This is a genomic window from Nocardia donostiensis (genome assembly GCF_002081715.1).
Classification (GTDB): Bacteria; Actinomycetota; Actinomycetes; order Mycobacteriales; family Mycobacteriaceae; genus Nocardia; species Nocardia donostiensis.
On the sequence record NZ_MUKP01000004.1, the window covers coordinates 1 to 24,494 of the forward strand.

21 protein-coding genes are annotated in these 24,494 nt (G+C 67.3%); 14 read left to right on the forward strand and 7 right to left on the reverse strand.

The window, feature by feature from the left end; translation table 11 throughout:
* From B0T44_RS03570 to B0T44_RS03580, 3 genes are all read left to right on the forward strand, one after another.
* Window positions 1-1,299: DUF2252 domain-containing protein (locus B0T44_RS03570; protein ID WP_139795313.1), on the forward strand; the 1,299-nt coding region annotated here is incomplete at its 5' end.
* A gap of 118 nt (window positions 1,300-1,417) precedes the next feature.
* Complete coding sequence (locus tag B0T44_RS03575; protein WP_077115193.1) at window positions 1,418-2,320, forward strand: hypothetical protein; 903 nt, start codon at window positions 1,418-1,420, stop codon at window positions 2,318-2,320.
* 48 nt (window positions 2,321-2,368) lie between these two features.
* The gene (locus B0T44_RS03580) at window positions 2,369-3,172 is read left to right on the forward strand and encodes a phosphatase PAP2 family protein (RefSeq protein WP_254854141.1); all 804 of its coding nucleotides are present in this window, start codon (window positions 2,369-2,371) and stop codon (window positions 3,170-3,172) included.
* 43 nt (window positions 3,173-3,215) lie between these two features.
* Here the strand turns inward: B0T44_RS03580 and B0T44_RS03585 are convergent, their stop codons facing one another.
* Window positions 3,216-5,141 carry an acyl-CoA dehydrogenase family protein gene (locus B0T44_RS03585; protein WP_077115435.1) on the reverse strand — a complete coding sequence of 642 codons (1,926 nt, stop codon included), beginning with the start codon at window positions 5,139-5,141 and terminating at the stop codon, window positions 3,216-3,218.
* 140 nt (window positions 5,142-5,281) lie between these two features.
* Between B0T44_RS03585 and B0T44_RS03590 the strand changes: the two genes are divergently transcribed.
* From B0T44_RS03590 to B0T44_RS03605, 4 genes are all read left to right on the forward strand, one after another.
* Window positions 5,282-6,976: a threonine/serine exporter family protein gene (locus B0T44_RS03590; protein WP_081511527.1), complete on the forward strand. Its 1,695-nt coding sequence runs from the start codon at window positions 5,282-5,284 to the stop codon at window positions 6,974-6,976.
* A gap of 103 nt (window positions 6,977-7,079) precedes the next feature.
* On the forward strand, window positions 7,080-7,787 hold the full coding sequence (locus B0T44_RS03595) for a biliverdin-producing heme oxygenase (RefSeq protein ID WP_077115192.1): 708 nt from the start codon (window positions 7,080-7,082) through the stop codon (window positions 7,785-7,787).
* A 487-nt stretch (window positions 7,788-8,274) separates the two neighbouring features.
* Window positions 8,275-8,913, forward strand: a complete 639-nt coding sequence (locus B0T44_RS03600) for a TetR/AcrR family transcriptional regulator (protein ID WP_077115191.1) — start codon at window positions 8,275-8,277, stop codon at window positions 8,911-8,913.
* A gap of 3 nt (window positions 8,914-8,916) precedes the next feature.
* A complete protein-coding gene (locus tag B0T44_RS03605; RefSeq protein ID WP_077115190.1) occupies window positions 8,917-10,599 on the forward strand; it encodes an FAD-binding dehydrogenase in 1,683 nt (560 codons plus the stop codon).
* Window positions 10,600-10,618: 19 nt separating this feature from the next.
* On the opposite strand, the gene B0T44_RS03610 is transcribed toward B0T44_RS03605, so the two are convergent.
* Together B0T44_RS03610 and B0T44_RS03615 are read right to left on the reverse strand one after the other, a co-directional pair.
* The gene (locus tag B0T44_RS03610) at window positions 10,619-11,440 is read right to left on the reverse strand and encodes an IclR family transcriptional regulator (RefSeq protein ID WP_077115434.1); all 822 of its coding nucleotides are present in this window, start codon (window positions 11,438-11,440) and stop codon (window positions 10,619-10,621) included.
* A gap of 127 nt (window positions 11,441-11,567) precedes the next feature.
* Complete coding sequence (locus B0T44_RS03615; protein WP_077115189.1) at window positions 11,568-12,011, reverse strand: thioredoxin family protein; 444 nt, start codon at window positions 12,009-12,011, stop codon at window positions 11,568-11,570.
* Between the two features lie 328 nt (window positions 12,012-12,339).
* On the opposite strand from B0T44_RS03615, the gene B0T44_RS03620 reads away from it, so the two are divergent.
* A complete protein-coding gene (locus B0T44_RS03620; protein WP_077115188.1) occupies window positions 12,340-12,972 on the forward strand; it encodes a maleylpyruvate isomerase family mycothiol-dependent enzyme in 633 nt (210 codons plus the stop codon).
* 95 nt (window positions 12,973-13,067) lie between these two features.
* Here the strand turns inward: B0T44_RS03620 and B0T44_RS03625 are convergent, their stop codons facing one another.
* Window positions 13,068-14,822 (reverse strand): 2-isopropylmalate synthase, encoded by a 1,755-nt coding sequence (locus B0T44_RS03625; RefSeq protein ID WP_077116418.1) that lies wholly within the window; start codon window positions 14,820-14,822, stop codon window positions 13,068-13,070.
* Between the two features lie 168 nt (window positions 14,823-14,990).
* Between B0T44_RS03625 and B0T44_RS03630 the strand changes: the two genes are divergently transcribed.
* The 3 genes from B0T44_RS03630 (at window position 14,991) to B0T44_RS03645 (ending at window position 17,410) form a co-directional block, all read left to right on the forward strand.
* Window positions 14,991-15,662, forward strand: coding sequence for a FadR/GntR family transcriptional regulator (locus B0T44_RS03630; protein ID WP_077116417.1), 672 nt, complete (start codon window positions 14,991-14,993; stop codon window positions 15,660-15,662).
* Window positions 15,659-16,459 (forward strand): ABC transporter ATP-binding protein, encoded by an 801-nt coding sequence (locus tag B0T44_RS03635; RefSeq protein WP_077116416.1) that lies wholly within the window; start codon window positions 15,659-15,661, stop codon window positions 16,457-16,459. The genes B0T44_RS03630 and B0T44_RS03635 overlap by 4 nt, the downstream gene beginning before the upstream one ends.
* A 282-nt stretch (window positions 16,460-16,741) precedes the next feature.
* Window positions 16,742-17,410, forward strand: a complete 669-nt coding sequence (locus B0T44_RS03645) for a PaaI family thioesterase (RefSeq protein WP_077116415.1) — start codon at window positions 16,742-16,744, stop codon at window positions 17,408-17,410.
* Between the two features lie 145 nt (window positions 17,411-17,555).
* On the opposite strand, the gene B0T44_RS03650 is transcribed toward B0T44_RS03645, so the two are convergent.
* Genes B0T44_RS03650 through B0T44_RS03660 form a run of 3 tightly spaced genes read right to left on the reverse strand, consistent with a single transcriptional unit; the run spans window position 17,556 to window position 20,676 of the window.
* Entirely contained in the window at window positions 17,556-18,722 is a 1,167-nt protein-coding gene (locus tag B0T44_RS03650) for a sulfotransferase family protein (RefSeq protein ID WP_077116414.1), read from the reverse strand.
* Window positions 18,723-18,736: 14 nt separating this feature from the next.
* The gene (locus B0T44_RS03655) at window positions 18,737-19,513 is read right to left on the reverse strand and encodes an SDR family oxidoreductase (RefSeq protein WP_077116413.1); all 777 of its coding nucleotides are present in this window, start codon (window positions 19,511-19,513) and stop codon (window positions 18,737-18,739) included.
* Complete coding sequence (locus tag B0T44_RS03660) at window positions 19,513-20,676, reverse strand: hypothetical protein (protein WP_077116412.1); 1,164 nt, start codon at window positions 20,674-20,676, stop codon at window positions 19,513-19,515. The genes B0T44_RS03655 and B0T44_RS03660 overlap by 1 nt, the downstream gene beginning before the upstream one ends.
* An 81-nt stretch (window positions 20,677-20,757) precedes the next feature.
* Here B0T44_RS03660 and B0T44_RS03665 point away from each other — a divergent pair, with 81 nt between their 5' ends.
* Genes B0T44_RS03665 through cysC form a run of 3 tightly spaced genes read left to right on the forward strand, consistent with a single transcriptional unit; the run spans window position 20,758 to window position 24,460 of the window.
* Window positions 20,758-21,663, forward strand: a complete 906-nt coding sequence (locus B0T44_RS03665) for a helix-turn-helix domain-containing protein (protein ID WP_077116411.1) — start codon at window positions 20,758-20,760, stop codon at window positions 21,661-21,663.
* 32 nt (window positions 21,664-21,695) lie between these two features.
* A complete protein-coding gene (cysD, locus tag B0T44_RS03670) occupies window positions 21,696-22,628 on the forward strand; it encodes a sulfate adenylyltransferase subunit CysD (protein WP_077116410.1) in 933 nt (310 codons plus the stop codon).
* Window positions 22,628-24,460, forward strand: a complete 1,833-nt coding sequence (gene cysC, locus B0T44_RS03675) for an adenylyl-sulfate kinase (protein WP_077116409.1) — start codon at window positions 22,628-22,630, stop codon at window positions 24,458-24,460. The genes cysD and cysC overlap by 1 nt, the downstream gene beginning before the upstream one ends.
* The last annotated feature ends 34 nt before the right edge of the window (window positions 24,461-24,494 follow it).

A 24,494-nucleotide genomic window follows, 5' to 3' on the forward strand; every position in this document is an offset into this window, starting at 1 on the left:
CGCGCCGACACGCGGCCGGGGGTGGTCGAGCACATTGCGGCAGGCAATGTGGGCAGGCTGGCGCATCTGGTGCCGTTGCGGATCGGCCGGATGGCGGCCTCGCCGTTCACCTTCTATCGCGGCGCGGCCGGGTTGATGGCCGCCGATCTGGCGGGCAGTCCCGATACCGGGCTCGCGGCGCAACTGTGCGGCGACGCCCACGCCGCGAATTTCGGCCTGTACGGCACCTCACGCGGCGAGATCGTCATGGATATCAATGATTTCGACGAGACCGTGGCCGGGCCGTGGGAGTGGGATCTGGAGCGGCTGGCGGCCAGCCTCGTGCTGGCGGGCCGGGAGGGCGGAGCCGGTGCAGACGACTGCCGTACGGCCGCCCGCGACGCCGTCCGCTCCTACCGGCACACCATCGCCGCCCTGGCCGAGGCCCCCTTCCTCACCTCGTGGAACGCGTTACCCGACGAGTCGATGATCAGCAAGGCCAAGGCGGACGACCTGCTCGACAACTTCAAAAAAGCCGCGAAAAAGGCGCGCAAGAACACCAGCGCCAAGGTCGTGGCCAAATGGACCGAGCATCTAGAGGATCACGAAACCGGGATCAACCGCCACCGCTTCGTCAGCGATCCACCGATCCTCACCCATGTCGCACCCGAGGTGGCCGAAGCGGCGATAGACGCGCTGGAGGACTACGCCGACACCTTGCGTGAATCACGGCGCGGGCTGCTGGCCCGGTTCGCGGTGTCCGATATCGCCTTCCGCATCGTCGGCACCGGCAGCGTCGGCTTGCACAGCTATGTGGCGCTGCTGCACGGCAACGACGGCGAAGCCCTTGTGCTGCAACTGAAACAGGCCGCGCCGTCATCGCTGGCGCCCGTGCTCGGGGTCGGCGCGCCGCCGCACGAAGGACAACGAATCGTGCACGGGGCCAGGCTCGTGCAGGCGGAAACCGATATCCTGCTCGGCTGGACGACGATGCGGGTCACCGAAAGTGACGGTGCCATCAGGGAGTTGCCGTTCATCGTGCGCCAGTTCCGCAATCTCAAGGGCGGGATAGCCCCGCAAGAGCTGGAACCGCATGATCTCGACGACTACGGCAGGCTGGCGGGGGCGCTGCTGGCGCGGGCGCATGCCCGCTCCCTCGACCCACGGCTGACCGCCGGGTACCTGGGCGATGACGAACGGTTCGACGAGGCAGTCACCGAGTTCGCGGTGCGTTACGCCGACCGCACCGAAGCCGACCACGCCGAACTGGTCGCCGCCGTGCGCGCCGGAAAACTTCCGGCCGAGCCGACGGAGGGGTAGCGTTCGACAGCGGTACCGCCGTTGTCCGCCGGACACCCTGCGGGACCGCCGAATTCGGGCCGGCGCCGACCCGCCCTCGTATCCTTGCGGTAACGGTCGATGTGAAGGGTGGTCGCCAATGCTCGTGAAAGTGCAGAACAGCACCGGCAGCAATGCTGAACAAGCATTGATCGGCTGGCTGCGCACCTGGAAGGACCCGGGTAGCCCGCACGGCGTAGCCACCATCAACTGCAGCCTGTTCCAGGCCGGTACGCTGCACCAGTTCGACGCGGTGATCTGGACGCCGACCAGCTGCGTGGTGATCGAAGCGGCAGCGTTGCAGAGCCCACAGCACGGGACGCTGCATATCCCGTTGAACGGGGCGTGGACGGTGGCCGGCGAAACCGCCGTCTTCGCAGGCACCGACCGGCGCACGCTGCTGGAACGCTCGCGTGATCACACCTTCGCCCTGCAGAGCTGGCTGGCCGCCCGCGGTCTCGGCCAGCGCGCGGTACACGGGATCGCCCTCGTGGTGCCTCCGCGCGAGGCGAAGCTTCAGGTCGAGCAGGCCTGGAGCGACCCGGGGTTCGATGTCATCCTCGGTGACGACCCCGACCGGCTGCGCCACTACTTCGATGTGCTCGCCCAGTCGGAGAAGCATCTGTGGACCGCCAACGATGTCGCGGTCGCCTTCCGCGGGCTCGGCATCCTGCCGTATCTGCCCGCCCCGCAGGAACTGCTGGCCGAAGGCTTCCTCGGACCGATCGACGTCACTCTCTGGCACGGTGGCCCCGCCCAGGCCCAGGCCGAGCAATACGCGGAAGAACTGGCCGCGGCGCAGCGTGAAGCCGATAAACCGTCGATGCTGCGCGCGATCCGTTCCCCCTGGTACAGCCCGTGGCGGCTGTACCCCCGCGAAACCGGGGACGTGGATTTCGGGCGCGCCCTCATGCGCGCCACGCTGGCCATCGGCATGTTTGTCGCGATCGCGTGGATGATCTGGTTCATCGTCAGTGCGGTCGCCACCTATATGCCGGGCTGACCGCGGTCGCCCGATTACCCGGCGGCAGCGGCGACTATCGTCGGTCCCGTGATCACGGACCCCGCCGCATCGGACGATACCGAGCCGGGCCGCACCACCGGAAACGACGACGATGCTGCGTCGGCCGGTCCGCATCCCGGTGCCGCGACCTCGGACACGGTCGCGCCCTGGCCCTCGGTCACGCCTCACGTTCAGCCGGATCGGCCAGCCCAGCCGGCTCGGCTGGATCGGTTATCGGGGGCGGCACCGAGCCCGGCGACGCTGGGCGGTCTCGTCGTCGGAGGCGCCGCGGTGACCGCCGCGGTGCCGACGACCTTTCCCGCCGACGGGGACGCCACCGAGTTCGATCAGGTGGTGCGCGGGCCGGTGAACGCCGCCCTGGACCCGCGGCCCTGGATCGCCGAGGTCTTCGCGCTGGCCAGCAATACCTGGGTGGTCTTCGCGCTGCTGCTTTCGGGCGCGGCCTGGTTCGCCTGGCAGCGGCGCTGGTGGGAAACCGGAACCATGGTTGTCGTCCCGGAAGTGGCGGTGTCGATCAACACCTGGGTGCTCAAACCGTGGTGGGGTCGGCCGCTGCACGACTATCTGGCCTACCCCAGTGGCCATACCGTACATCTGATCGCGGTGGCCACCACGTTCCTGCTGCTGATCGAATCGGCAAGGGCCCGGATAGTTCTGGTGCTGCTGACGGTCTTCGCGTGGACGGTGGCCGGAGCCGGGATGGTCGCGCTCGACTATCACCTGCCCACCGATGTGGTGGGCGGCGCCGGAGCCGCTGTCGCGCTGTCGGCCGGGTTGTACTGGGTTTTCGCCGCCGGGCACCGCGGACTGGCGGGATCCCGGAGGATCTGATGCCGGGCGCTGGCACAGCGCCCGGCATGTCGATCCGTTTCGCTCACTGCCGTTCGTACACGCTGGCGTCGTGGAGCATCGCCGCCCGCAGCATGCTCTCCGGGACGCCCATCGCCTCGGTGAGGGTAAGGGCGTCCGGGCGGAGTTTGTCGACGAGTTCGTTCACGCCGCGGCGCACCGCCTTGGCCCGTTCCACCGACATGAACCGGTGCATGATGTACCAGGCCGAGTTCTCCTCGAGCATCGAGTAGACGTACAGGTCGCAGACCCGTTCGGCGAGTTCACGCGCGTCCGGGTCCTCGATGAGGCCGATGCCTTCGATGAAGGTCTCCAGCACCAGCCGGTCGATATGGGCGGTGCCTGCGGCGAGGATATGGTCCTGGGCGTTGTTGAACGCCTCGAACGGGCTGGTTTCCTGGGCGCGGACGCGCAGCCGGTCCGCGGCGGTGCGAACCAGGTAGTCCTCACGATCGGCGAACAGCTGCAGTTGCACCGAGCGACGCGACAGGTCGCCTTCGTCGACGGATTCGCCGCTGCGGTCACGCAGGGTTTGAATGAGCTGGCGGACGCCGGAGCGTTTACGCACCACGTCACCGGCCATGGTCGCCGCGAACCGCACCCAGCCCAGCGCATCCAGATCGCGGATCTCGTCGGCGTAAGCGGTGAGCAGTTCCTTGGCCACCAGCTGGGTCAACACCACGTTGTCGCCCTCGAATGTGGTGAACACGTCGGTATCGGCTTTGAGGGTGACCAGCCGGTTCTCGGTCATGTAGCCCGCGCCGCCGCAGGCTTCCCGGCACTCCTGGATGGCGCGGGTGGCGTGCCGGGTCTGGGCAACCTTGAAACCGGCCGCCCGCTTCTCCAGCGCCCGCTGCGCGCCCGGTTCCAGATCCTGGCCGGTCTGCACCAGATGCATCCGGCGCACCAGGTCGTTCTGCGCGAAGGCCAGCGCATACGATCGCGCGACCAGCGGCAGCAGCCTGCGCTGATGGTTGCGGTAGTCCAGCAGCACGGTTTCGCCGCCGGTGTCGGGGTCGCTGAACTGGCGCCGTTTCATCCCGTACCGCATGGCGATACTCAGCGCGACGCGCGTGCCCGCGGACGCCGCACCGCCCACGCTGATCCGCCCGCGCACCAGCGTGCCGAGGGTGGTGAAGAAGCGGCGGCTCGGATTCTCGATCTCGGAACTGTAGGTGCCGTCCGGGGCCACGTCGGCGTACCGGTTCAGCAGGTTCTCCCGCGGTATCCGGACGTGGTCGAAAACGATGCGGCCGTTGTCGACGCCGGGTAGCCCGCCTTTCAGGCCGCAGTCGGAGGTGGTGACGCCGGGCAGGTCGTTGCCGTGCTCGTCGCGGATGGGTACCAGCAGGCAGTGCACGCCGTGGTTGCCTTCCGCGGTGATGAGCTGGGCGAATACCGCCGCCATCCTGGCGTGCTCGGCGGCGCCACCGATGTAGTCCTTACGCGCCGACGGCGTCGGCGTGTGCACCACGAATTCCTGAGTGTCCGGATCATAGGTGGCGGTAGTTTCCAGGCTGGCGACATCGCTGCCGTGCCCGGATTCGGTCATTGCGAAACAGCCGAGCAGATCCAGCGACAGCAATCGTTTGACGTGGTCGCGGTGCCGTTCGGTGCCGAGGTTTTCCACCGCGCCCCCGAACAGGCCCCACTGCACACCGGCTTTCACCCATAGCGACAGATCCGTGTAGGCGAGCATCTCCAGCGCGACAACGGCCGCACCGGGCTCGCCCGTGCCGCCGTTTTCTCTGCGGAAGCCACGCTCGGCATACCCCATCTGGGCGACAGCGCGCATCTGGTCGAGCACCCGCGCTCGCGCGGCGCGGAAGTCGAGGCTGGGATCGTCGGTGAACCGGTCGCCGGCCAGCTGGGTGCGGGCTTGTTCGCGGATCTCGCTCCACGGCCCGTCCAGTGCTGCGCGCAGGTGATCTGCCGTCGATAAGCTGCTCATGATTTCGACCATAACCTCGCCGGGGACCTCCGTCGGGGAACGTAGCGCGGCGAGCGTCGAGGTCCACGTAGTGAACGTCACAATCACAGCGTGCCGAGGTGAGTGTGCGGATCCGCTGTCGATGACTACCTTCGACGGCTATGGCAGTGCAAGCGCTCCCGGAAGGAGACAAGACCGAACCATTGGTAGAGGACTTCGCCGCTCGCGGTCCCCGACGGCGCCGGATTCCCTTGCGGCTACCGGTTTTGACTCAGGCGTTCGGGAAGCTTGTCGCCGACCGGCAGGCCACCGCCGACACCATCGTCGCCGCGCCGACGCCGCTGCAGCCGATCGACCTCACCGACGACGCGCAGGTCGCCGAGGTGCTGGATCTGGCGATCCGGATGGGTGAGGTGGTTCTCGCGGCAGGCAGCGCCGTCACCGACACCACCACCACGGTGCGATTCATCGCCGCCACCTATGGTCTGGCGCGTTGCGATGTCGACGTCACCTACAACGCGATCCGTATCTCGGTGCGCCGTGATCCGTTTCTGCCTCCGGCCAGTTCCCTGCGCATCGTGCACTACCGCAGCATGGATTTCACCCGCCTGGCGGCCGTGGACCGGTTGACTCGCCGGATCCGCACCGAGGTGGTGCCGCCGGACGAGGCGCGCGCCGCGCTCGATGCCATCGTCTCCGCGCCGCACCCCTACCGCCGCTGGGTGGCCACGCTCGGCTGGTCGCTGATGGCCGCCGCGATCGCGGTGCTGCTCGGCGGCGGAATCGTGGTGTCGGTACTCAGTTTCTTCACCACGGCCGCGATCGACCGAACCAATCGAATACTGAACCAGTACGGTCTGCCGTTCTTCTTCCAGCACCTGGTGGGTGGTGCGATAGCGGCGGTTCCGGCGGTCGTGCTGGCCACCCTGGCCGGGCCGCTGCACATGGACGTCGATCCCACGCTGATCATCGCGGCGGGGATCACGGTACTGCTCAGTGGTTTGTCGCTGGTCGGTTCGGTGCAGGACGCCATAACCGGGGCCCCGATCACGGCGGCAGCGCGGCTGCTCGAGGTCATGATGATGACCGGCGCGATCATCGCGGGTATCGCGCTCGCGCTGAGCGGCGCGAACGTCCTCGGCCTCACCGTGCCGCCGTTCGAACTCACCCCCGGCCGGGTGATCACGGATCTGCCGGTGAAGCTGCTCGCGGGCGCGGTGGCGGCGCTGGCGTATTCGCTGGCCTGCTATGCCGAACGCCGGGCGTTGGCGGCTGCCGCGCTCAGCGGCGCGGCGGGCACCATCTGCTATCTGCTCACGGCCGAAACCGGGTTCGGGCCGGTGATCTCCTCCGGCGTCGCGGCCACGGTGGTCGGCCTGGCCGGTGGTCTGATGGCGCGCCGCGCCCTCACCCCGCCGCTGGTCGTCGCGGTCGCGGGCATCACCCCGCTGCTGCCCGGTCTGAGTATCTACCGTGGGCTCTACGGTCTGCTCAACGACGAACTGCTGATCGGCGCCGACCAACTGCTTGCCGCGTTCGGTGTCGGGTGCTCGCTGGCTGCGGGTGTCACTCTCGGTGAATGGTTCGACCGGACGGTGCGCAGGCCACCGATCCTGCGCCGGTTCGGTTCACTGCGCCGCCCGGTCGTGCGGCGCAAACGTCGCATCCCCGGCGCACCGGTGAATTTGCGCAAACGTCGCAGCAACTCCGGCGCGCCGGTCAACCTGCGTAAGCGCAAGGTCGATCTGCGCCGGGAGAAGCGTTCCGGTGCGGGGGCGTCCGCAACAGTGCACCAGCTCGACCCGAACAGCCGCACACCCGAACCCGGATCGAGCTCGTCGCGGGGCAACGACTGAGCCGGTATCGTCGGAGCTTCGATCAGGGTCCGATCAGGGCCGGCCGTACCGAGCGGGCGTTCACAGCAACGGTTCTGCCCGCACCATGGCAGGAGGTAGGCGGATGTCGCTGCCGGATACACCGAGCACGACCGGAACGGCCGACGGTGATACGGCCGCCGTCCCCTTTTCGGCGCTGATCCGTGCCGCCACCGCCCGCCAGCACGAAGAGGCGGAGAACTCCTCGTTCATCAGCGATATGCTCGGCGGCTCCCTCGGTATGGAGTCCTATCTGCGCTACACCGGCCAACTCTGGTTCATCTACCGGGCGTTGGAGGGCCGCTGGGACAGCCTCACCGAGGATCCGATCGCAGGCCCGTTCATCCGCCCGGAACTGGCCCGCACCGCCGAACTGGAGCGCGATCTGGCGCATCTGGCGGGCCCAGGATGGCGTGACGGCCTCGAGCCGCTGCCCGCAACCGCCGTGTACGCCGAACGTATCGACGAATGCGCCCGCAACTGGCCCGCCGGCTACATCGCCCACCACTACACCCGTTATCTCGGTGATCTGTCCGGCGGGCAGGTCATCAGGGGCACCGCGGAAAAGTTGTGGAGTCTGCCGCATCGCGGTGACGGCGTCCGCTTCTACGTCTTCGAGGGCATCGGCAATCCGGCGGCGTTCAAACGCGAATACCGCGCCCTGCTCGACCGCATCCGGATCGACGATCTGGAACGGCGTCGCGTGCTCGACGAAGGTCGGCGCGCGTTCAGCTTGAACACCGACCTGTTCGCCGAACTCGCCGCGGAGTTCCCCGCCCGCCGCCCGTCCTGACCGGTCACCCGGCTGGGGATTCCCCGCGACCGGGTGGGTCCCTGCGCTCCACTACCTGCTTGGCGCCGCGTGCTCATCTCGACGACCGTCTCCTCCGCGGTCCCGTAGACGAGGGCCTCTCTGAAAGGAGGGGCTTCCAAACCCCCCGCGCGAGCTGGATTTCGGTGTTCACCGCAGACAGCAGGAAAGCAAACACTGCGCGGTATCCGGCACTGCATGGCCTTACGCCCGCTCCGCAGGCGTTCATGTCTCCGCTGGTCCGGCGGCGACAGTCCGGGGCTGCCAGATGCGCTGACCTCCGCCTGAACGCGGAGGCTTGCCCGTTACGTTCACTGGGCGCGGACAGTGCGGGTAGAGCGGCAGTGCCGATCGGAAACCAGGATGGAGCGAACGCTGTTTCCCACTGCGGGCAGGTGCCGGTCTGATACATTCACGAATCGGATACATGGCTGTATCGGCGAATCCACCGGCTACGAGGAGGCGCAAGATGCCGTCGTCCGCAGCGGACGTGCCGGTCAAACCGTTGACCAAGCGGCGCGCCGAAACACGGGAGCGGCTGCTCGCAGCCGCGTACGAGGTGTTCGCCGAGGTCGGGTTCGGGCGTTCGACGGTGGAGCAGGTATGTGAGCGGGCCGGGTTCACCCGTGGTGCGTTCTACTCGAATTTCGTCTCACTGGACGAGCTGTTTCTCACGATGTGGGAGCAGCGGTCCACCGCGATGCTCGCCGAGGTACGGCAGACACTCGCCGCCATGTCGGTTGACGATATGAGCGATCTGCGGACCGCCGTCACCCTGCTGGCCGATGCCGTCCCCGTCGACGAGGGCTGGTTCCGCATCACCGCCGAGTTCACCGCCCACGCACTGCGTACCTCCGGACTGCGGCAGGTGATGGCAGCACGGGAGAAGGCGATCGTGGCGGCGTTGCTACCGGGTATCGAGGCGGCGCTGTCGCGTATCGGCCGCGTCGTGCCCGACCCGGCGGCCTTGGGGCAGGCGCTGGTCGCCGTCCACGACGGCACCTCGACGCAGGTACTGCTGGAACCAGGCAACCCGAAGGTAGGCGCCCGGCGCACCGAACTGTTCTGCCATCTCGTGCTCGCCTACAGCACCCCGAACGAAGGATGAACCGTGTCCGAATCCCTCGCGGCCGAGGCCGAAGTTGTTGTCGTCGGCGCAGGCCTGGCCGGGCTGGTCGCCACGTATGAACTGGTCCGCGCCGGACGCAAGGTGCTGGTACTCGATCAGGAGAACCGCAACAATCTCGGCGGCCAGGCGTTCTGGTCGCTGGGCGGTCTGTTCTTCGTCGACAGCCCGGAACAGCGACGCCTCGGTATCAAGGACTCCTACGAGCTGGCGCTGCAGGACTGGCTGGGTTCGGCCGGGTTCGACCGCGACGACGAAGACCACTGGGCCAGGCAGTGGGCGCGCGCGTACGTGCGGTTCGCCGCCACCGAGAAACGTGACTATCTGCGCGACCTCGGCCTGCGGGTGACACCGTTGGTCGGATGGGCCGAACGCGGCGGGGGCTCGGCCGACGGGCACGGCAACTCGGTGCCGCGGTTCCATCTGGCCTGGGGCACCGGGCCGGAGGTGGTGCGGGTGTTCGCCGAACCGGTGCTCGACGCGGAGCGGCGCGGCCTGGTGCGTTTCGCGTTCCGGCATCGGGTCGACGAACTGATCGTCGACGGTGACACGGTCACGGGCGTGCGCGGCAGCGTGCTGGAACCCACCGAACTCGACCGTGGGCATGCTTCTTCGCGGACCGTGGTCGGTGACTTCGAATTCCGGGCCCGCGCAGTAGTGGTGACCTCCGGCGGTATCGGCCACAACTACGAGCTGATCCGCAAGAACTGGCCTGTCGATCGACTTGGCCCGGCACCGGAAACGCTCATCTCCGGTGTTCCCGCACATGTGGACGGGCGCATGCTCGGTATCACCGAGGCCGCGGGCGGTACCATCGTCAACCGCGACCGGATGTGGCACTACACCGAAGGCATCGTCAACTGGGACCCGATCTGGCCCGATCACGCCATCCGGATCATTCCCGGGCCGTCATCGATGTGGTTCGACGCCACCGGTAAGCGGCTGCCCCCGCCGTGTTTTCCCGGTTTCGACACCAACACCACCATGAAGGCGATACTGGCCACCGGCCACGACTACTCGTGGTTCGTGCTCACCCAGGCGATTATCGAGAAGGAGTTCGCGCTCTCGGGTTCAGAGCAGAACCCCGATATCACCGGCAAGGACATCAAGCTCACCCTCGCAAGCCGGGTCGCCAAGGGCGCACCGGGACCGGTGGAGGCATTCAAACAGCACGGAGTCGATTTCGTCGTCGCCGACACCCTCGACGAACTCGTCGCCGGAATGAACAAGATCGCCCGAGGCCCGCAGATCGACCGCGCCGACCTGGAACGCCAGATCGTGGCCCGCGATCGGGAGATCACCAATCCCTTCACCAAGGACGCCCAGGTGATGGCGATCCACAATGCACGCCGCTATTTCGGCGACAAGGCGGGGCGGGTCGCCAAACCGCATCGCCTTCTCGACCCGGCAGCAGGCCCGCTCATCGCGGTCCGATTGAACATCCTCACCCGCAAAACTCTGGGCGGTCTGCAAACCAACCTGGACTCGCAGGTGATGCGCCCGGACGGGACCCCGCTGCCCGGACTGTACGCCGCGGGTGAGGTGGCTGGTTTCGGTGGCGGCGGCGTGCACGGATACAACGCGCTGGAGGGCACGTTCCTCGGCGGATGCATCTTCTCCGGCCGCGCTGCAGGCCGGGCGATCGCTGCGAGCCTGTCCGATTCCTGACAACCGGCGCCGCGCGGGTTCAGGAGCCTGCCAGTAGCCGCGTGGCCTCTCCGGCCAACGCCAGCAGCAGCCGCGCCTGGTGGCCGGTATCCACCGGGCGGTCGCCGTCGACCCGCGAGGACAACGACAATGCGGCGACGGCGGTCCCGCGTTTGCGCACCGGGACCGCCACACACGCGATACCGGCGATCGATTCCTCGTTGTCGACGGCCACACCTTGCCGTTGGCGGATCCGGGCCAGCTCCCGATCCAGTTCGGTGCGGTCGCCGATGGTGCGCGGAGTGAGTTGCGGTAGCCGTTCCCGCAGCGACGCCACAGCGAACCCGGGCTCGAGCGCCGCGAGCATCGCCTTGCCGAGCGCGGTGCTGTGCGCGGGCATCCGGCCACCGAGCCGGGTGGGGACGATCGCGGTCTGTCTGCCGCCCGCCTTGTCCAGGTAGAGCACATCGCGACCGTCGAGGATGCCGAGATGGCCGACAGTGTCGGTGCGCAGGCACAGTTCGTGCAGCAGCGGGCCGACCGCGGAGCGGATCTCGTTGTGGCCCGCGGCGAGCCCGCCCAACTCCAAGGCGCGCGTCCCCAGCCGGTAGCCGCCGGGCGCATGGGCGAGCCACCGCAGCCGGATCATCTGGTCGAGTATGCGGTGCACGGTCGAACGCGGCAGACCGGTGCGTGCGACGAACTCGTGCAGGGTGAGGGTTGGTGTGGCGCTGTCGAAGGCGTCCAGGATCAGCGACATCCGCTCGATCATCGATACCGGCGGCGATATCCGGCGCGGCGGCCCGGCACCACGCCACGGCCCGCCGGGCTCCGGATGGTGACTCAGCAGCTCGACAGTCAATCCCAACCTCCATCGTGCGGCCCGATTCAGCATATGAGCGCGGTCGCACACCGTATCGAGATTCGCGCGGACATCGCTGTGCGAACTGTCACACGGGAACTGCCCCGCTACCGGGCGGCGCCGCGGATCACAGGCCGGGCCAGCCGTAATGCTGCGTTCCCGGCGCCGGTCCCGCCAGACGAGACGGCGCAGCATCGGCCGGCGGCGCCTGCTCGGGCGCGACGGCGTGTTCACGGCGGAACGCTTCGATATCCATCCAGCGAAGGTGCTGGACCAGCTCCTCTAGTTGCTCCCCCGGCAGGAAACCGGCCTGCGAATACACCAGCGTTCCTTCGCGGAACCCCATGAGCCAGGGGAAGGCGTCGACCCGGGAGGTGGCCATCAGGGCCTGTTCGGCTTCGCCGTCGACCGTGGCGTGCACAATATCCGGGTGCGATGCGGCCGACTGCTGATAGATCGGCGCGAAACGGCTGCACCAACTGCACCACGACGCCCAGAACTCCACCAGGACGATGTGGTGGCCGGTAACGGTCCGGTTGAACGTCTGCTGGGTCAATGGTGTCGTAGGCATCTGATCCCTCCCGGCGGGCCCGCGCCGCGCGCGGACGAGCCTGTATGGACAAGCGATCTCGTATCCTCGCACGGACTTCTACCGGTCGCCCGACGAGCCTCCAGCACCTGCCATACCGCGCATCGCCTATGCGACATACTCCGGTCACGCTCGGCCGACCGGGACTGTGACGGTGCATGCTGAAACTGCTGGGAACAGCGTCTCGCTGTGGCCGATGCGCTTTCGGTCTCCTGTGCGTCCCGGTGCAGTGGCGCCCGAACCGATGAGAACCCGGGAGTTGACCCGTCTGTACTCGCGTCCGGGCAGTGCGAGAAAGTGAGGAACAGCGATGGCCGATACCCCCGAGGTGCGAGCAGCGGTCGCGGCGCAGCGCCGTGATCTGGTCGAACTGCTCGGCGGCTTCGACGAGGCGCAGTGGGAGGCGCCGAGCCTGTGCGCGGGCTGGCGGGTGCGGGAGGTGGTTGCGCACATCACCATGCCGTACCGGTTCTCGCTGCCCCGGTTCGTGTTCGGGATGATCAAGGCCAGGGGCGATTTCAACCGGATGGCCGATCGTGCAGCCCGCGCCGACACCACGCGGTACAGCGACGCCGAACTGCTCGCCTCGCTGCGCGACAACGTGGATCATCCGTGGAAGCCGCCGCGCGGCGGTTTCGTCGGTGCGCTGAGCCACGACGTGATCCACGGCCTCGACATCGTGGTCGCGCTCGGCCTCGACCATCCGGTGCCCGCCGACCGGCTGCGCCTGGTGCTCGACGCCATCGAACCGCGGAACGTCTCCTATTTCGGTGTCGATCTCGACGGCGTCCGGTTACGCGCCGACGATCTCGACTGGAGCTACGGCGAGGGCGCTGAACTGACCGGCAACGCTCAGCATCTGCTGCTGGCCCTGTCCGGACGCACCCTGCCCACTGGCACACTGCACGGCTCCCCCGCCGCCCGCTTCACCCGAGCCGGGTAACCGCGCGGCCACAAGCCCGCAGTTACCCGTCCCCGTGCAGTGGACGCCGATCTGCGGCTCGGCGGACGGCACCGGCGGCCGGGCCCGCTGTGGCGTCAGGCGCCGGCGGCGGCGCGCAGCAGCGCCGCGATGGTGGCGTCGCGCACCGTATCGCCCAGCCCTGCGCACCAGCCGCGCCGGTCACCCGCCCGGTATTCGAGATAGGCGATCATCCGGCCGGGCAACTGCTGGGTGTCCACCGTCAGCGGTTCGACAGCGCGACCGGCCTCGGCCAGTGCGGCCGTAACGGCGGCGATCGGATCGTCGCCGGGGTGTTCGCTGGCCCGGCTCGCTCCGTCGACAGTAAGAGTGACGCCGATGAACGGCGCAGTCTCCGATCCCGAAGCACGCCATTCCTTCAACTCCACCGCTGGGCCGTCCGGCTGCTCCAGGTACACCTGGTCGAACAGGTCCCGCAGTTCGGCGGCGGTGACCTCACCTCCGGTGCCGTCGGTGTGTTCCTGCACGTGCCGCGCGAAATCGATCTGCAGCCGACGCGGCAGTTCCATCCCGTACCCGGTGCACAAGAGGTAGGCGATACCACCCTTGCCGGATTGCGAATTGACCCGGACGACGGCCGTGTAGTCGCGGCCGATATCAGTGGGGTCGATCGGCAGATACGGAACGCGCCATTCGATCTCGCTTTCCGACCGACCTGTTGCCGCCGCCCTGGTGCGGTGCTCGGCCAGCCCTTTGCTGATCGCGTCCTGATGGGTGCCGGAAAACGCGGTATGCACCAGATCGCCCACATAGGGATGACGTTCATGGACAGGCAGGCGAGTGCAGTATTCGACGGTGCGGCGGATTTCGTCGATATCGGAGAAGTCGATCATCGGATCGACGCCCTGGGCGTGCAGATTCAAGGCGAGAGTGGCGATATCGACGTTTCCGGTGCGTTCCCCATTGCCGAAAACACAACCTTCGACTCGTTGCGCGCCTGCGAGCACCGCCAGTTCCGCGCAGGCGATCCCGGTGCCGCGATCGTTGTGCGGATGTACCGACAGGATGATGCCGTCGCGGCGGGCCAGGTTGCGATGCATGTATTCGATCTGATCTGCGTAGACGTTGGGGGTGGCGACCTCCACGGTGGCGGGCAGGTTCACGATTACCGGGCGCTGCGGTGTCGCGTCCCACAGTTCGGTCACCTGATCGCAGATGTCGAGTGCGTAGCCGGGTTCGGTCAAGTTGAACACCTCCGGCGAGAACTCGAACCGCACATCGGGCAGATCACCCGCACAGTCCAGCACCGCGCGGGCACCGTCGAGGATCAGCGCACACAGCTCACCGATGTCCTTGCCCAGCACGGTTTCCCGCCATACCGGTGCGGTGGCGGTGTACATGTGCACGACCACCTGGTTGCGCAGTCCGCGCACCGAGTCGACGGTGCGTTCGATGAGGTCGCGGCGGGCGGGGGTGAAGACAACGACGGTGACGTCTGCGGGCGCGATATCGGTGTCGGCGAGCAACCGTACAAAGTCGTAGTCGGTCTGCGACGCCGACGGATAGCCGACCTCGATTTCCTTGTATCCCATGGCGACGAGCAGTTCGAAGAACCGGCGTTTGCGGCTGGGGTCCATGGGCTCGGCGAGTGCCTGGTTGCCGTCTCGCAGGTCCACCGGCACCCACAGCGGGGCGCGCTCGATGCGGGCTTGCGGCCAATTCCTTTGACTGAGCGGGACTTCCACCCGGTCGTAGACATTGCGGTACCGATGCGAAGGCATCTGAGAGGGTCGCTGCCGGTTCCACGCCGGCGCGTCGGCGGGTACGGCGCCACCGGGGGTGTCGATGGTGGGAAAGGTGCGCGTGCTCATGGTCTTCTTCCTGGCCTGTTGCCGTCACGAATGCAGTGACCGGCCGCCGACGGACCCCACGGCGGGGTGGCCGGTCGTATCAGGCCCCGCCGTGGCGGCGGAGGAGAAGCACGGGGCGGAACATATGGCAGACTCTACACAACTCCTCAGACAAGTAGCGAGGTTTACGTGGTTTCCGAGATACGTCGCCACCCACTGGCCGAACAGACGGCAGCGGTGCTGCTCGACCGGATCCGTCACGGCGAATGGCCGCTGGGGCACCGGCTGCCCGGCGAGACGACACTGGCCGCTCAGCTCGGCGTCGGCCGCTCCACCGTGCGGGAGGCGGTCCGCGAACTGGCGGGCAAAGGGGTGCTGAGCAGCCGTCAGGGAGCAGGGGTTTTCGTCACCGCGGTCGATATCGTCGAGGACTGGGATATCGTGTTGCGCCGCGCCACCATCGTCGCCGTGATCGAGGCGCGGATCGCCATCGAGGCGGAGGCCGCCGCGCTGGCCGCGCTGCGGCGCACCCCCGCCGACCTGCGAACCATTCGCCGAACACTGGGAAAACGGAGCACCGAGGGACAGTCGGTAGCCGAGCACGTGGACGCCGATATGGCGTTTCACCGCGCGGTCGTGATCGCCGCGCACAACGACATCCTCACCCAGTTGTTCGACAGCTTCCTGCCCCGGCTGCGGCTGGCGATGATCGATATGCTGACCATCCGGCCGGTCCCCGCACCAGCCGCCGACCAGGCGGCACACGAGCATCTGGCCGACGCGATCGCGGCCCGCAACCCCACCGCGGCGGCCGAATCCAGCCGCACCCATCTGCAGGCCATGAAGGAGTCTTTCCGGTGAATGTCACCCCGGTACTGGAACTGACGGAGGTCACCTTCCGGCGTGACGGCAATCAGATCATCGACGGCATCTCGCTCACGGTGCGCTCCGGCGAACACTGGGCGCTGCTCGGCCCCAACGGGGCGGGTAAAAGCACCCTGCTCGGTTTCTGTGGGGCGCGCACTCACCCCACCTCGGGAACCGTGCGGGTGCTGGGCGAACAACTGGGGCGGGTGGAACTGCAGCGGCTGCGCCGCTCGATCGGCCATGTCGATCCACGCCACCCGCTGCGTTCACCGCTCACGGTCCGCGAGGTGGTGCTCACCGGCCGCACCGGCAGTATCGACATACCGCAGCGGTGGGCACCGTCCGCCGACGAACTCGCCCGCGCCGCGGCCGTGATCGACACCGTCGGCATGTCGGCCAAAGCCGACCGCACCTGGCCGACTCTGTCCCAGGGGGAACGCGGCCGCACCCTGATCGCCCGTGCGCTCATCACCGAGCCCCGCTTGCTGCTGCTGGACGAGCCGTCGACCGGGCTCGACGTGGCCGCCCGCGAACAACTCCTGCACACCGTGGACGCCCTCGGCCGCACCCACCCTGATATCGCCTCGATCCTGGTCACCCACCACCTCGAGGAGCTGCCCAGCAGCACCACCCATGCCATGCTTATCGCAGGCGGACGCACCGTCGCCGCCGGTCCAGCCGCCGAAACCATCACCACCGCAGCCATTTCCGCGGCCTTCGACCACCCCGTGCACGTCGGCTACGACGGACAGCGCTGGACTGCCCGCTCACCGCTACCACAGGCGATATGACGTCCGGCGATCGAACAACCTCCCGGTACCGGCGCACCGCCGGACCGGAACCGTTGTCGGTGCGGTCGTGGGCCTATGCGTGCGGCGCAGCCCATGACCGCGACCTGAACGCTGCGAACAATATCCTCGCGACGGGGCTGAAGAGGGCCATAAGCCCTGCCGCCCGGCCGAAGGCAAGTCCCGATGAGACAGGAACTCACCGCACGGAGAACATCGCAGGTGTTCCCGCATAGGGGTCCCGGCCGTGCACGACCGGGAGAACGTTAACGATAACGTGTTCTCATGGACGAACAACGGCCCGGGCACGGGCTGCCGAGTGCCGAGCACCACGAGGGCGCTTTCCGGCCTATGTCGGAGCTGATCGACGCGGTGCGCAATACCGACACCCTGCGCGGCGGACCGCACTACGGGATGTTCATCGAACAGGTGCGCACACTCATGGACCGGGTCAGGCTGGCCTGCCCGTCCGACGAGGTGGCACTCGAGGCGATCAGCGTGCTGGAGAAGCTCAACGACCGGCTGGAAACAACGGTGGTGGACGAATGGTCGACCCCCAACTGGACCCGCTTCGACCTCCCTGCCCACGGCAACATCACCCTGCCGCCGTACGAGGTCGATGAGGCTAACGCCGACGGTGTACGTGCCCGCATCATCTACCGCACCTTCTACCTGGGCGGTAACGCGGCCGTGCACGGCGGCCATATCTCGCTCGGCTTCGACAATCTGATGGGCATGGCGGCCGCAGCGCACAGCGGCGGCATCACCCGCACCGCTTCCCTCACTGTCGACTACCGCTCGGTCACCCCGCTCGACACCGAACTGCAACTGCATGCGTGGGCCGAGAACCGTGACGGCCGCAAGATTTATATCCGCGCGACCTTGCACCACGGGGAACGTCTCTGCGCCGAAGCCACCGGCCTGTTCATCGTCCTCGAACCAGGACAGGCCTGACCTGGCGGCAGGGACTGACCGTGCGGCAGCCCGCCGAGCCGGTTGGGGTCCGCGTGGCACAGCCCCCGTTCTCGGCGGATCTGCTCGAACTACTCCCACGGTTTATAGGGGTACAGTTTTGAACCTGTACCCCTATAAATAGGGATCAGCGCCCGCCGGGGAAGTAAACGTCCAGGTAGGGGTCGAATTCAGCGTTCACTTCCTCGGTGGTGAGGCCGAAATCCTCGAGGGTGTAGCGGTGGGCCGGGCGGGCAGCGCCGGAGGCGGATTCGCTGTGCAACGCGGTCATCGCGGTGCGCGTGTCCTCGGTGAACGGCAGGTCGAAATGCCGGTAGATGGATTCGACGGTGCCGATGGGGTCGGCGACGAAATCGTTGTAGTAGACATCGCAGAACTGGGCCTGATCGTGGCGTCGGCGATCGGCGAGGAAGGTGCGGGCTCCACGGGACCACAGGTCGAGCTGGGCCCGGCCGACGACGGGACCGCGGAATTTGTCGGACCAGCCCGCCGAGGCCTGTTCGTTGAGGCTGCACACCGAGGCGATGATGGTGCTTGGTGCGCGGTGCATCTGGATGACCAGGGCATCGGGGTACACGGCGAGCAGGGCGTCGAGGGCGAACAGGTGGCTGGGGTTTTTCAGTACCCAGCGGCGATCGCGATCGTTGAGACCGATGAGCTGCAGGTTGTGCCGATGCCTGCGGTAGGCGCCGGTCCAATCCTGCTCGCGCAGCCATTCAGAGTAGCGGGGCAGATAGCCGAGGCATTCGTAGGAGATCGACATCGCCGACTGGCGCAGCAGCTGCCAGCATTCCTCCACCTGGTCGGCGGAAATATGGTGCACACCCATGAACTCGGGGTGTTCGACATGGTGTTTCTCGTAGCCGGCCTGCAACCGCTGAAAGACCGGGTTGTCGGCCCAGGTGTCGCGCGGCGGACGCGGCTGCGGCATCTCGGTCAGCCACATCTCCAGCCCCTGATGGGCGGGGTCGGCGGTGAGCAGGCGGTGTACGGCGGTCGTACCCGAACGGGGCAGGCCGGTGACGAAGATCGGCCGGGTGATCGGCACATCGGCGTGTTCAGGATGCTGTTTCCATGCCGATTCGCTGAGCAGCCGGGCGATCAGCGCGCCGCGCAGGAACGCGCGGTTCACCTTGTTGCCGAACGGGGTCAGTTCGGCGTCCTTCTCGTAGGACTCCAGCAGCACCGCGAGTCCGGTGCGGTAGTCGTCGTCGCCGAAATCGTCGAGGCCGACCACTTTGGTGGCCGAGGCATGCAGGTCGTCGATGGTGCCGACATCATCTCTGCCGATCATGGTGTTTTCCGCTCCTAGTGGTGGTATTCGCCGCAGTTGACGTCGAGACAGGCCCCGGTGATCGCCCGGGCGAGCTCGGAGGCGAAAAACACCACGGCGTCGGCGATCTCGTCGGGTTCGGGGAGTTTGCGCAGGTCGATGGTGGCGGCGGTTTCGGCGTAGACCTCGTCGACGGTGGTACCGCGCTGTGTGGCCAGATAGTTGAAGTACCACTTCAGGTTGTCGCCCCAGATATAGCCGGGTGCGACGGTGTTGACCCGGATTCCGCGCGGCCCGAATTCGGTGGCCAGGCTCTGCGCGAGCGCCAGCAGGCTCGCCTTCGCCATCTTGTAGGGGCCGAACGTGCGCCGGGAATGCCGCAGTACCGCGGAGTTGATCATCACGACCGAGCCGCGGGTTTCGGCGAGGGCGGGCGCGAACAGCCGGGTCAGCCGCAGCGCGGCGAGCACATTCGTTTCGAAACCGGCGCGTACGTCGGCGAGGTCCACCTCGGCCAGGTCGACGATCGGCGGGATCGCGAAGGCGTTGTTCACCAGGGTGTCGACCCGCCCGAACGCGTCTTGCGCTGCGGTCACCAGATTGCGCGCGGCGTCCTCGTCGTTGATATCGGTGGGCACGGTCACCGCACGCCTGCCGAGTTCGGTGATTTCTTTGGCCACTTCGTCGAGTCGCGATGCGGTGCGCGAGGCCAACACCACATCGGCGCCGGCGACAGCGGCGCGTACCGCGATCGCGCGGCCGAGTCCCGGGCCGACGCCGGAGACGACGACGACCTTGTCCTGTAACAGCATCAGCCCAGCATCCTTTCCGCCACCGCTGCCTGCCTGGCCGCGATTCGCGCTTTCCACCCTTCGGGGGTGATCCGTGACTGCTCGTAGTAGGGCAGCCGGTCGGGCAGCTCGTCGACCCGCACCACCTCCACGGTGGGCCCGTCCTCGGGTTTCATCTCCCGCGACAGCCGCTGCCAGCGGAACTGCAGATAGCCGCGGGCGTGGCCGGTGCGTTCGATCCAGTTGATCAGTCCCGGGTCGCGTTCGCTGACCACCAACCGGATCATCCCGTCGGGGTCGACGTGGGATTGATCGGCGTTGAGGCTGGTCTGGTGGTTGATGTAGTCCAGCGACAGATACCACATACTGCCCAGCTGGAAGCCCTGGTACGGGGCATCGGATTTCGGAACCGTGATGATCATGGCTTCCGCATCGTCCAGCTCGTAGTGGCCGGCCGAGGAGAACTGGGTGGTGAGGCCGCCCGGGGTGGCGCGCGGCTCGGTCATGGTGTTGACGGGCAGGTTCAGATAGAACCATTCGGGGAAGGCGAGGAACGTCTTCAATCGTGACACCAGGATCTTGCCCGCCACCTCGTACCGCTTGGCCATCTGCTCCTTGGTCGGTGCGGGCGGCGCGTCACCGGCCCGGTCGATGCGCTGGATACGCAGGGTGCCCGGCCGTTCCTTGCTCCAGTCGCCGTAGACCTCCCGCACCGCCAGCATGGCCGAATCCGGGGCGAGCCGGACATAGTTGCGGGCGGCAGGTCCCGGCCCCAGACGTAATTCGAACGAACCGTCCGGGGCGATATCTATGGCGCGATCGTCGAAGGCGGTCTCGCTTTCGGGTACTTCTGTCGGGGAATAGTTGCCGTTGAGCACCTGGAAACTCAGGTCGCGGGTGGTGCCGCGGGTGCCGGTCACCAGATATTCGGCGTCCGGGCGCAGGTAGGAGTGGAAGTAGAGGGTGTCGGGGTTGTCCAGCCCCATTTTCGTGTACGGCCCGGTCGACTGCACAAAGAATGGGAAGTCGCGATCGTAGGCCCAGGCCATCTGAACGGCCGCGCGAATACTGCCCGCCAGATAGTCGTAGCCCTCGGCGAGGTCCTGTTCGGTGCGGATATGCGGGGCGTCGGTGATGATCTGCTCGGCGGCGGCGATGGCTTCGGCGAACGGCTCGGTCAGCACAGTAGTCTCCGTGTTCCATATATGTACCGGTCTGGTACATTTCGATTCGTCAAAGATTAGAACTTGTTCTAGGAGCGGTCAATGCCATCCAGGGTTCCGGCGGTTACGCGGCGCTCGGCGCCCACCCAGCGGGTGGTGGCGGTGCTCGATTTCTTCGTCGACAACCGGGGCCGCCGCGCCGGGCTCTCCGAACTCGCCCGGGCGTTACACCTGGCCAAACCGACCTGCCTGGGCATCCTCACCGAGCTCACCGCGGCCGGATACCTGACCAGGGACCCACGCACCCGCAGCTACGGTCCCGGCCCGGCACTGATCGCCGCGGGCCGGGTGGCGCAGGACGGTTTCACCGTTGCCTCACTCGCCCGTCCCGAACTGGAACGCCTCAGCACGAAATACCGCACGACCTGCACCGCTTCCGCCATCGTCGGCGAGCGGATCAGCGTGCTGGAAAGCACCGGACCCGGGATGGTGCGCGTCGGCGCGTCGTACCATTTCGCGCCACCGGTCGGGTTGATGTACGTGCTGTGGGATACCGATGCCGCGTTCGATGCCTGGCTGGCCACCCCACCGTCGGTACCGCTGGAGCAGGACGAGACCCGGTTGCGCCGCATCGTCGCCGAATGCCGCGAACGCGGCTATCTGGTGGAGAGCATGACCGGCGCCGGCCGTCGCCTGTACTCGCTCCTGGCCGGGGTCGCCGCCCACGATCTGCCCGACGACCTGCGTGAAGCCGTGGCCGAACTGGTCACCAGCCTCGGCGAGCGGGTCTATCTGGGTTCGGATCTGCGGCCCCGCAAGGAACATCCGGTGAGCCTGCTCGCAGCGCCCACCTACGACGCCGACGGCAGACAGCAGCTGGTGCTCACCATGTACGTCGGTGCGTCGATCACCGGCGCCGACATCACCCGCCGCGGTAGCGCGCTGGTCGCCGCGGCCGATGCGGTCACCGCTGCCGCGGGTGGACACAAACCGGATACGAACCGTTGACCTTTGATAGGAACGTGTTCTAATTTCAGAGCGTGAGCCAGTACGCAAAGTCGACGGCGAGCAGCTACGAGCTACCCCATCAGGCGGTGCTGGAGGCCGAGTCCGTTCACATATTCCGAGAAGTCGCCGCCACCTTCGAGCGGCCCGTGCTGCTATTTTCCGGCGGCAAGGATTCCGTGGTGATGTTGCATCTGGCAGCGAAGGCCTTCTGGCCTGCGCCGCTGCCGTTTCCGGTACTGCATGTCGACACCGGGCACAATTTCGACGAGGTCATCGAATTCCGTGACCGCACCGTCGAGCAATTCGGGCTGCGGTTGATCGTCGGCCGAGTGCAGGACGATATCGACGCAGGCCGGGTCGTCGAGGACATCGGGCCGCGCGGCGGACGCAACCGGTTGCAAACCACCACCCTGCTGCGTTCCATCCGGGAAGGCCGTTTCGACGCGGTCTTCGGCGGCGCCCGCCGCGACGAGGAGAAGGCGCGCGCCAAGGAGCGGGTGTTCAGTTTCCGCGACGAGGACGGCCAGTGGGATCCGCGGCGGCAGCGCCCCGAGTTGTGGAACCTGTACAACGGCAAACACCGCCCGGGCGAGCACATTCGGGTGTTCCCGCTGTCGAACTGGACCGAACTCGATATCTGGACCTATATCGCCGCCCACAACATCGACTTGCCGCCGCTGTACTACGCGCACCGCCGCCCGGTGGTCCAACGCGACGGAATGCTGTTGGCGCACACCCGTTTCCTGCATCTACTCGACGGAGAACAACCGTACGAGGCGACCGTGCGGTTCCGCACGGTCGGCGACGCCACCTGCACCGGATGTATCGAATCCACCGCCGCCTCGCCCGCCGAGGTGGTCACCGAGGTCGCCACCGCCCGGGTCACCGAACGCGGCGCCACCCGCGCCGACGACCGGATCTCCGAGGCCGGGATGGAAGACCGCAAACGCGAAGGCTATTTCTGATGAGCACCCTGTTGCGCCTGGCCACCGCAGGCAGCGTCGACGACGGTAAATCCACACTGATCGGACGTTTGCTGTTCGATTCCAAAACGCTGTTCACCGATCAGCTCGCCGCAGTGGAGCGTTCCAGCCGCGACCGCGGCGAGGACTACCCCAATCTGGCCCTGCTCACCGACGGCCTGCGCGCCGAACGCGAACAGGGCATCACGATCGACGTGGCCTACCGCTATTTCGCCACACCCAACCGTAAGTTCATCATCGCCGACACGCCGGGGCATGTGCAGTACACGCGCAATATGGTCACCGGGGCCTCCACCGCCGATCTGGCGTTGATCCTGGTGGACGCCCGCACCGGCGTGATCGAACAGACCCGCAGGCACGCATTCCTTGCGTCCCTGCTCGGCGTCCCGCATCTGGTGCTGTGCGTGAACAAAATGGACCTTGTCGACTGGTCGGCGGAACGTTTTACCGAGATCAAGGAAGAATTCGCCGGTTTCGCCTCCCGGCTCGATATCGCCGATCTGACATTCATCCCGGTATCGGCGCTGCACGGTGACAATATCGTGCACCGCAGCACCGCCATGCCCTGGTACGAGGGCACCCCCCTGCTGCACCATCTCGAGCAGGTGCACATCGCCTCGGACCGCAATCTCATCGACGCGCGGTTGCCCGTACAGTACGTGATCCGCAGTCACAGCGCCGATTTCCGGGGGTACTCCGGCACGGTCGCGGGCGGTGTTTTCGCCCCGGGCGACGAAGTCACCGTACTTCCCTCCGGGCTCAGTACGACGGTGACCGCGATCTGGGGTCCGGGAGGCACCCCGGTCGCCGAGGCGTTCCCACCGCAGGCGGTGACACTGCAGCTCGCCGACCACCTCGACATCGGCCGCGGCGACCTCATCTGCCGTCCCGCCAACCGCCCGCACACCGGACGCGATCTGGATGCCATGGTGTGCTGGTTCGCCGACGACACCGCGCTGCGCCCCGGGGCGACCTACACCCTCCGGCACACCACCCGCGGCGTCGCCGCACAGGTGCGGTCGCTGGACTACCGGCTCGATGTCAATACCCTGCACCGCGACGGCGCGGCGGAGTCGTTGTCGCTCAATCAGATCGGCCGGGTGCAGTTGCGCACCAAACAGCCGCTGCTGTTCGACCCGTACCGGCGTAACCGGTACACCGGTAGCTTCATCCTGGTCGACGACAGCACCGGCGATACCGTCGGCGCGGGGATGATCACCGGGCCGAGCCTGCCGTCGTCGCGGGTGGTCTGGCACGCGAACGCCGTTGGCCGCGAGGAGCGCGCCAGCCGCGGATTGACGGTGTGGCTGACCGGTTTGTCCGGGTCGGGTAAGTCCAGTGTGGCGGTGGAGCTCGAGCGGCGGCTGGTCGCAGCCGGACGGCCCGCGTTCCTGCTCGACGGTGACAACCTGCGGCACGGACTCAACTCCGACCTCGGTTTCGGCGCCGCCGACCGGGTGGAGAACGTGCGCCGGGTGGGCGAGGTCGCCCGGTTGTTCGCCGAGGCCGGTGTGGTGGCGATCGTCTCGCTGATCAGCCCCTATCTCGCCGATCGGGAGCGAGTGCGCGCGGTGCACGATGCGGCGGGTATCCCGTTCGTGGAGGTGTACGTCGATACCCCGCTGTCGGTGTGCGAATCCCGCGATCCGAAGGGTATGTACGCCAAGGCGCGCGCCGGTGAGATCCGTGGTTTCACCGGTATCGACGACCCGTACGAACCGCCCCTGTCCCCCGCGCTCGTGCTGCGACCCGATGACGGTGACCCGGCCGCTATGGCCACCGCGATCCTGTCCCTCCTCGCCACGATGCAATAAGGACCGCCCTACCCATATTTGATACGGTAGGCAG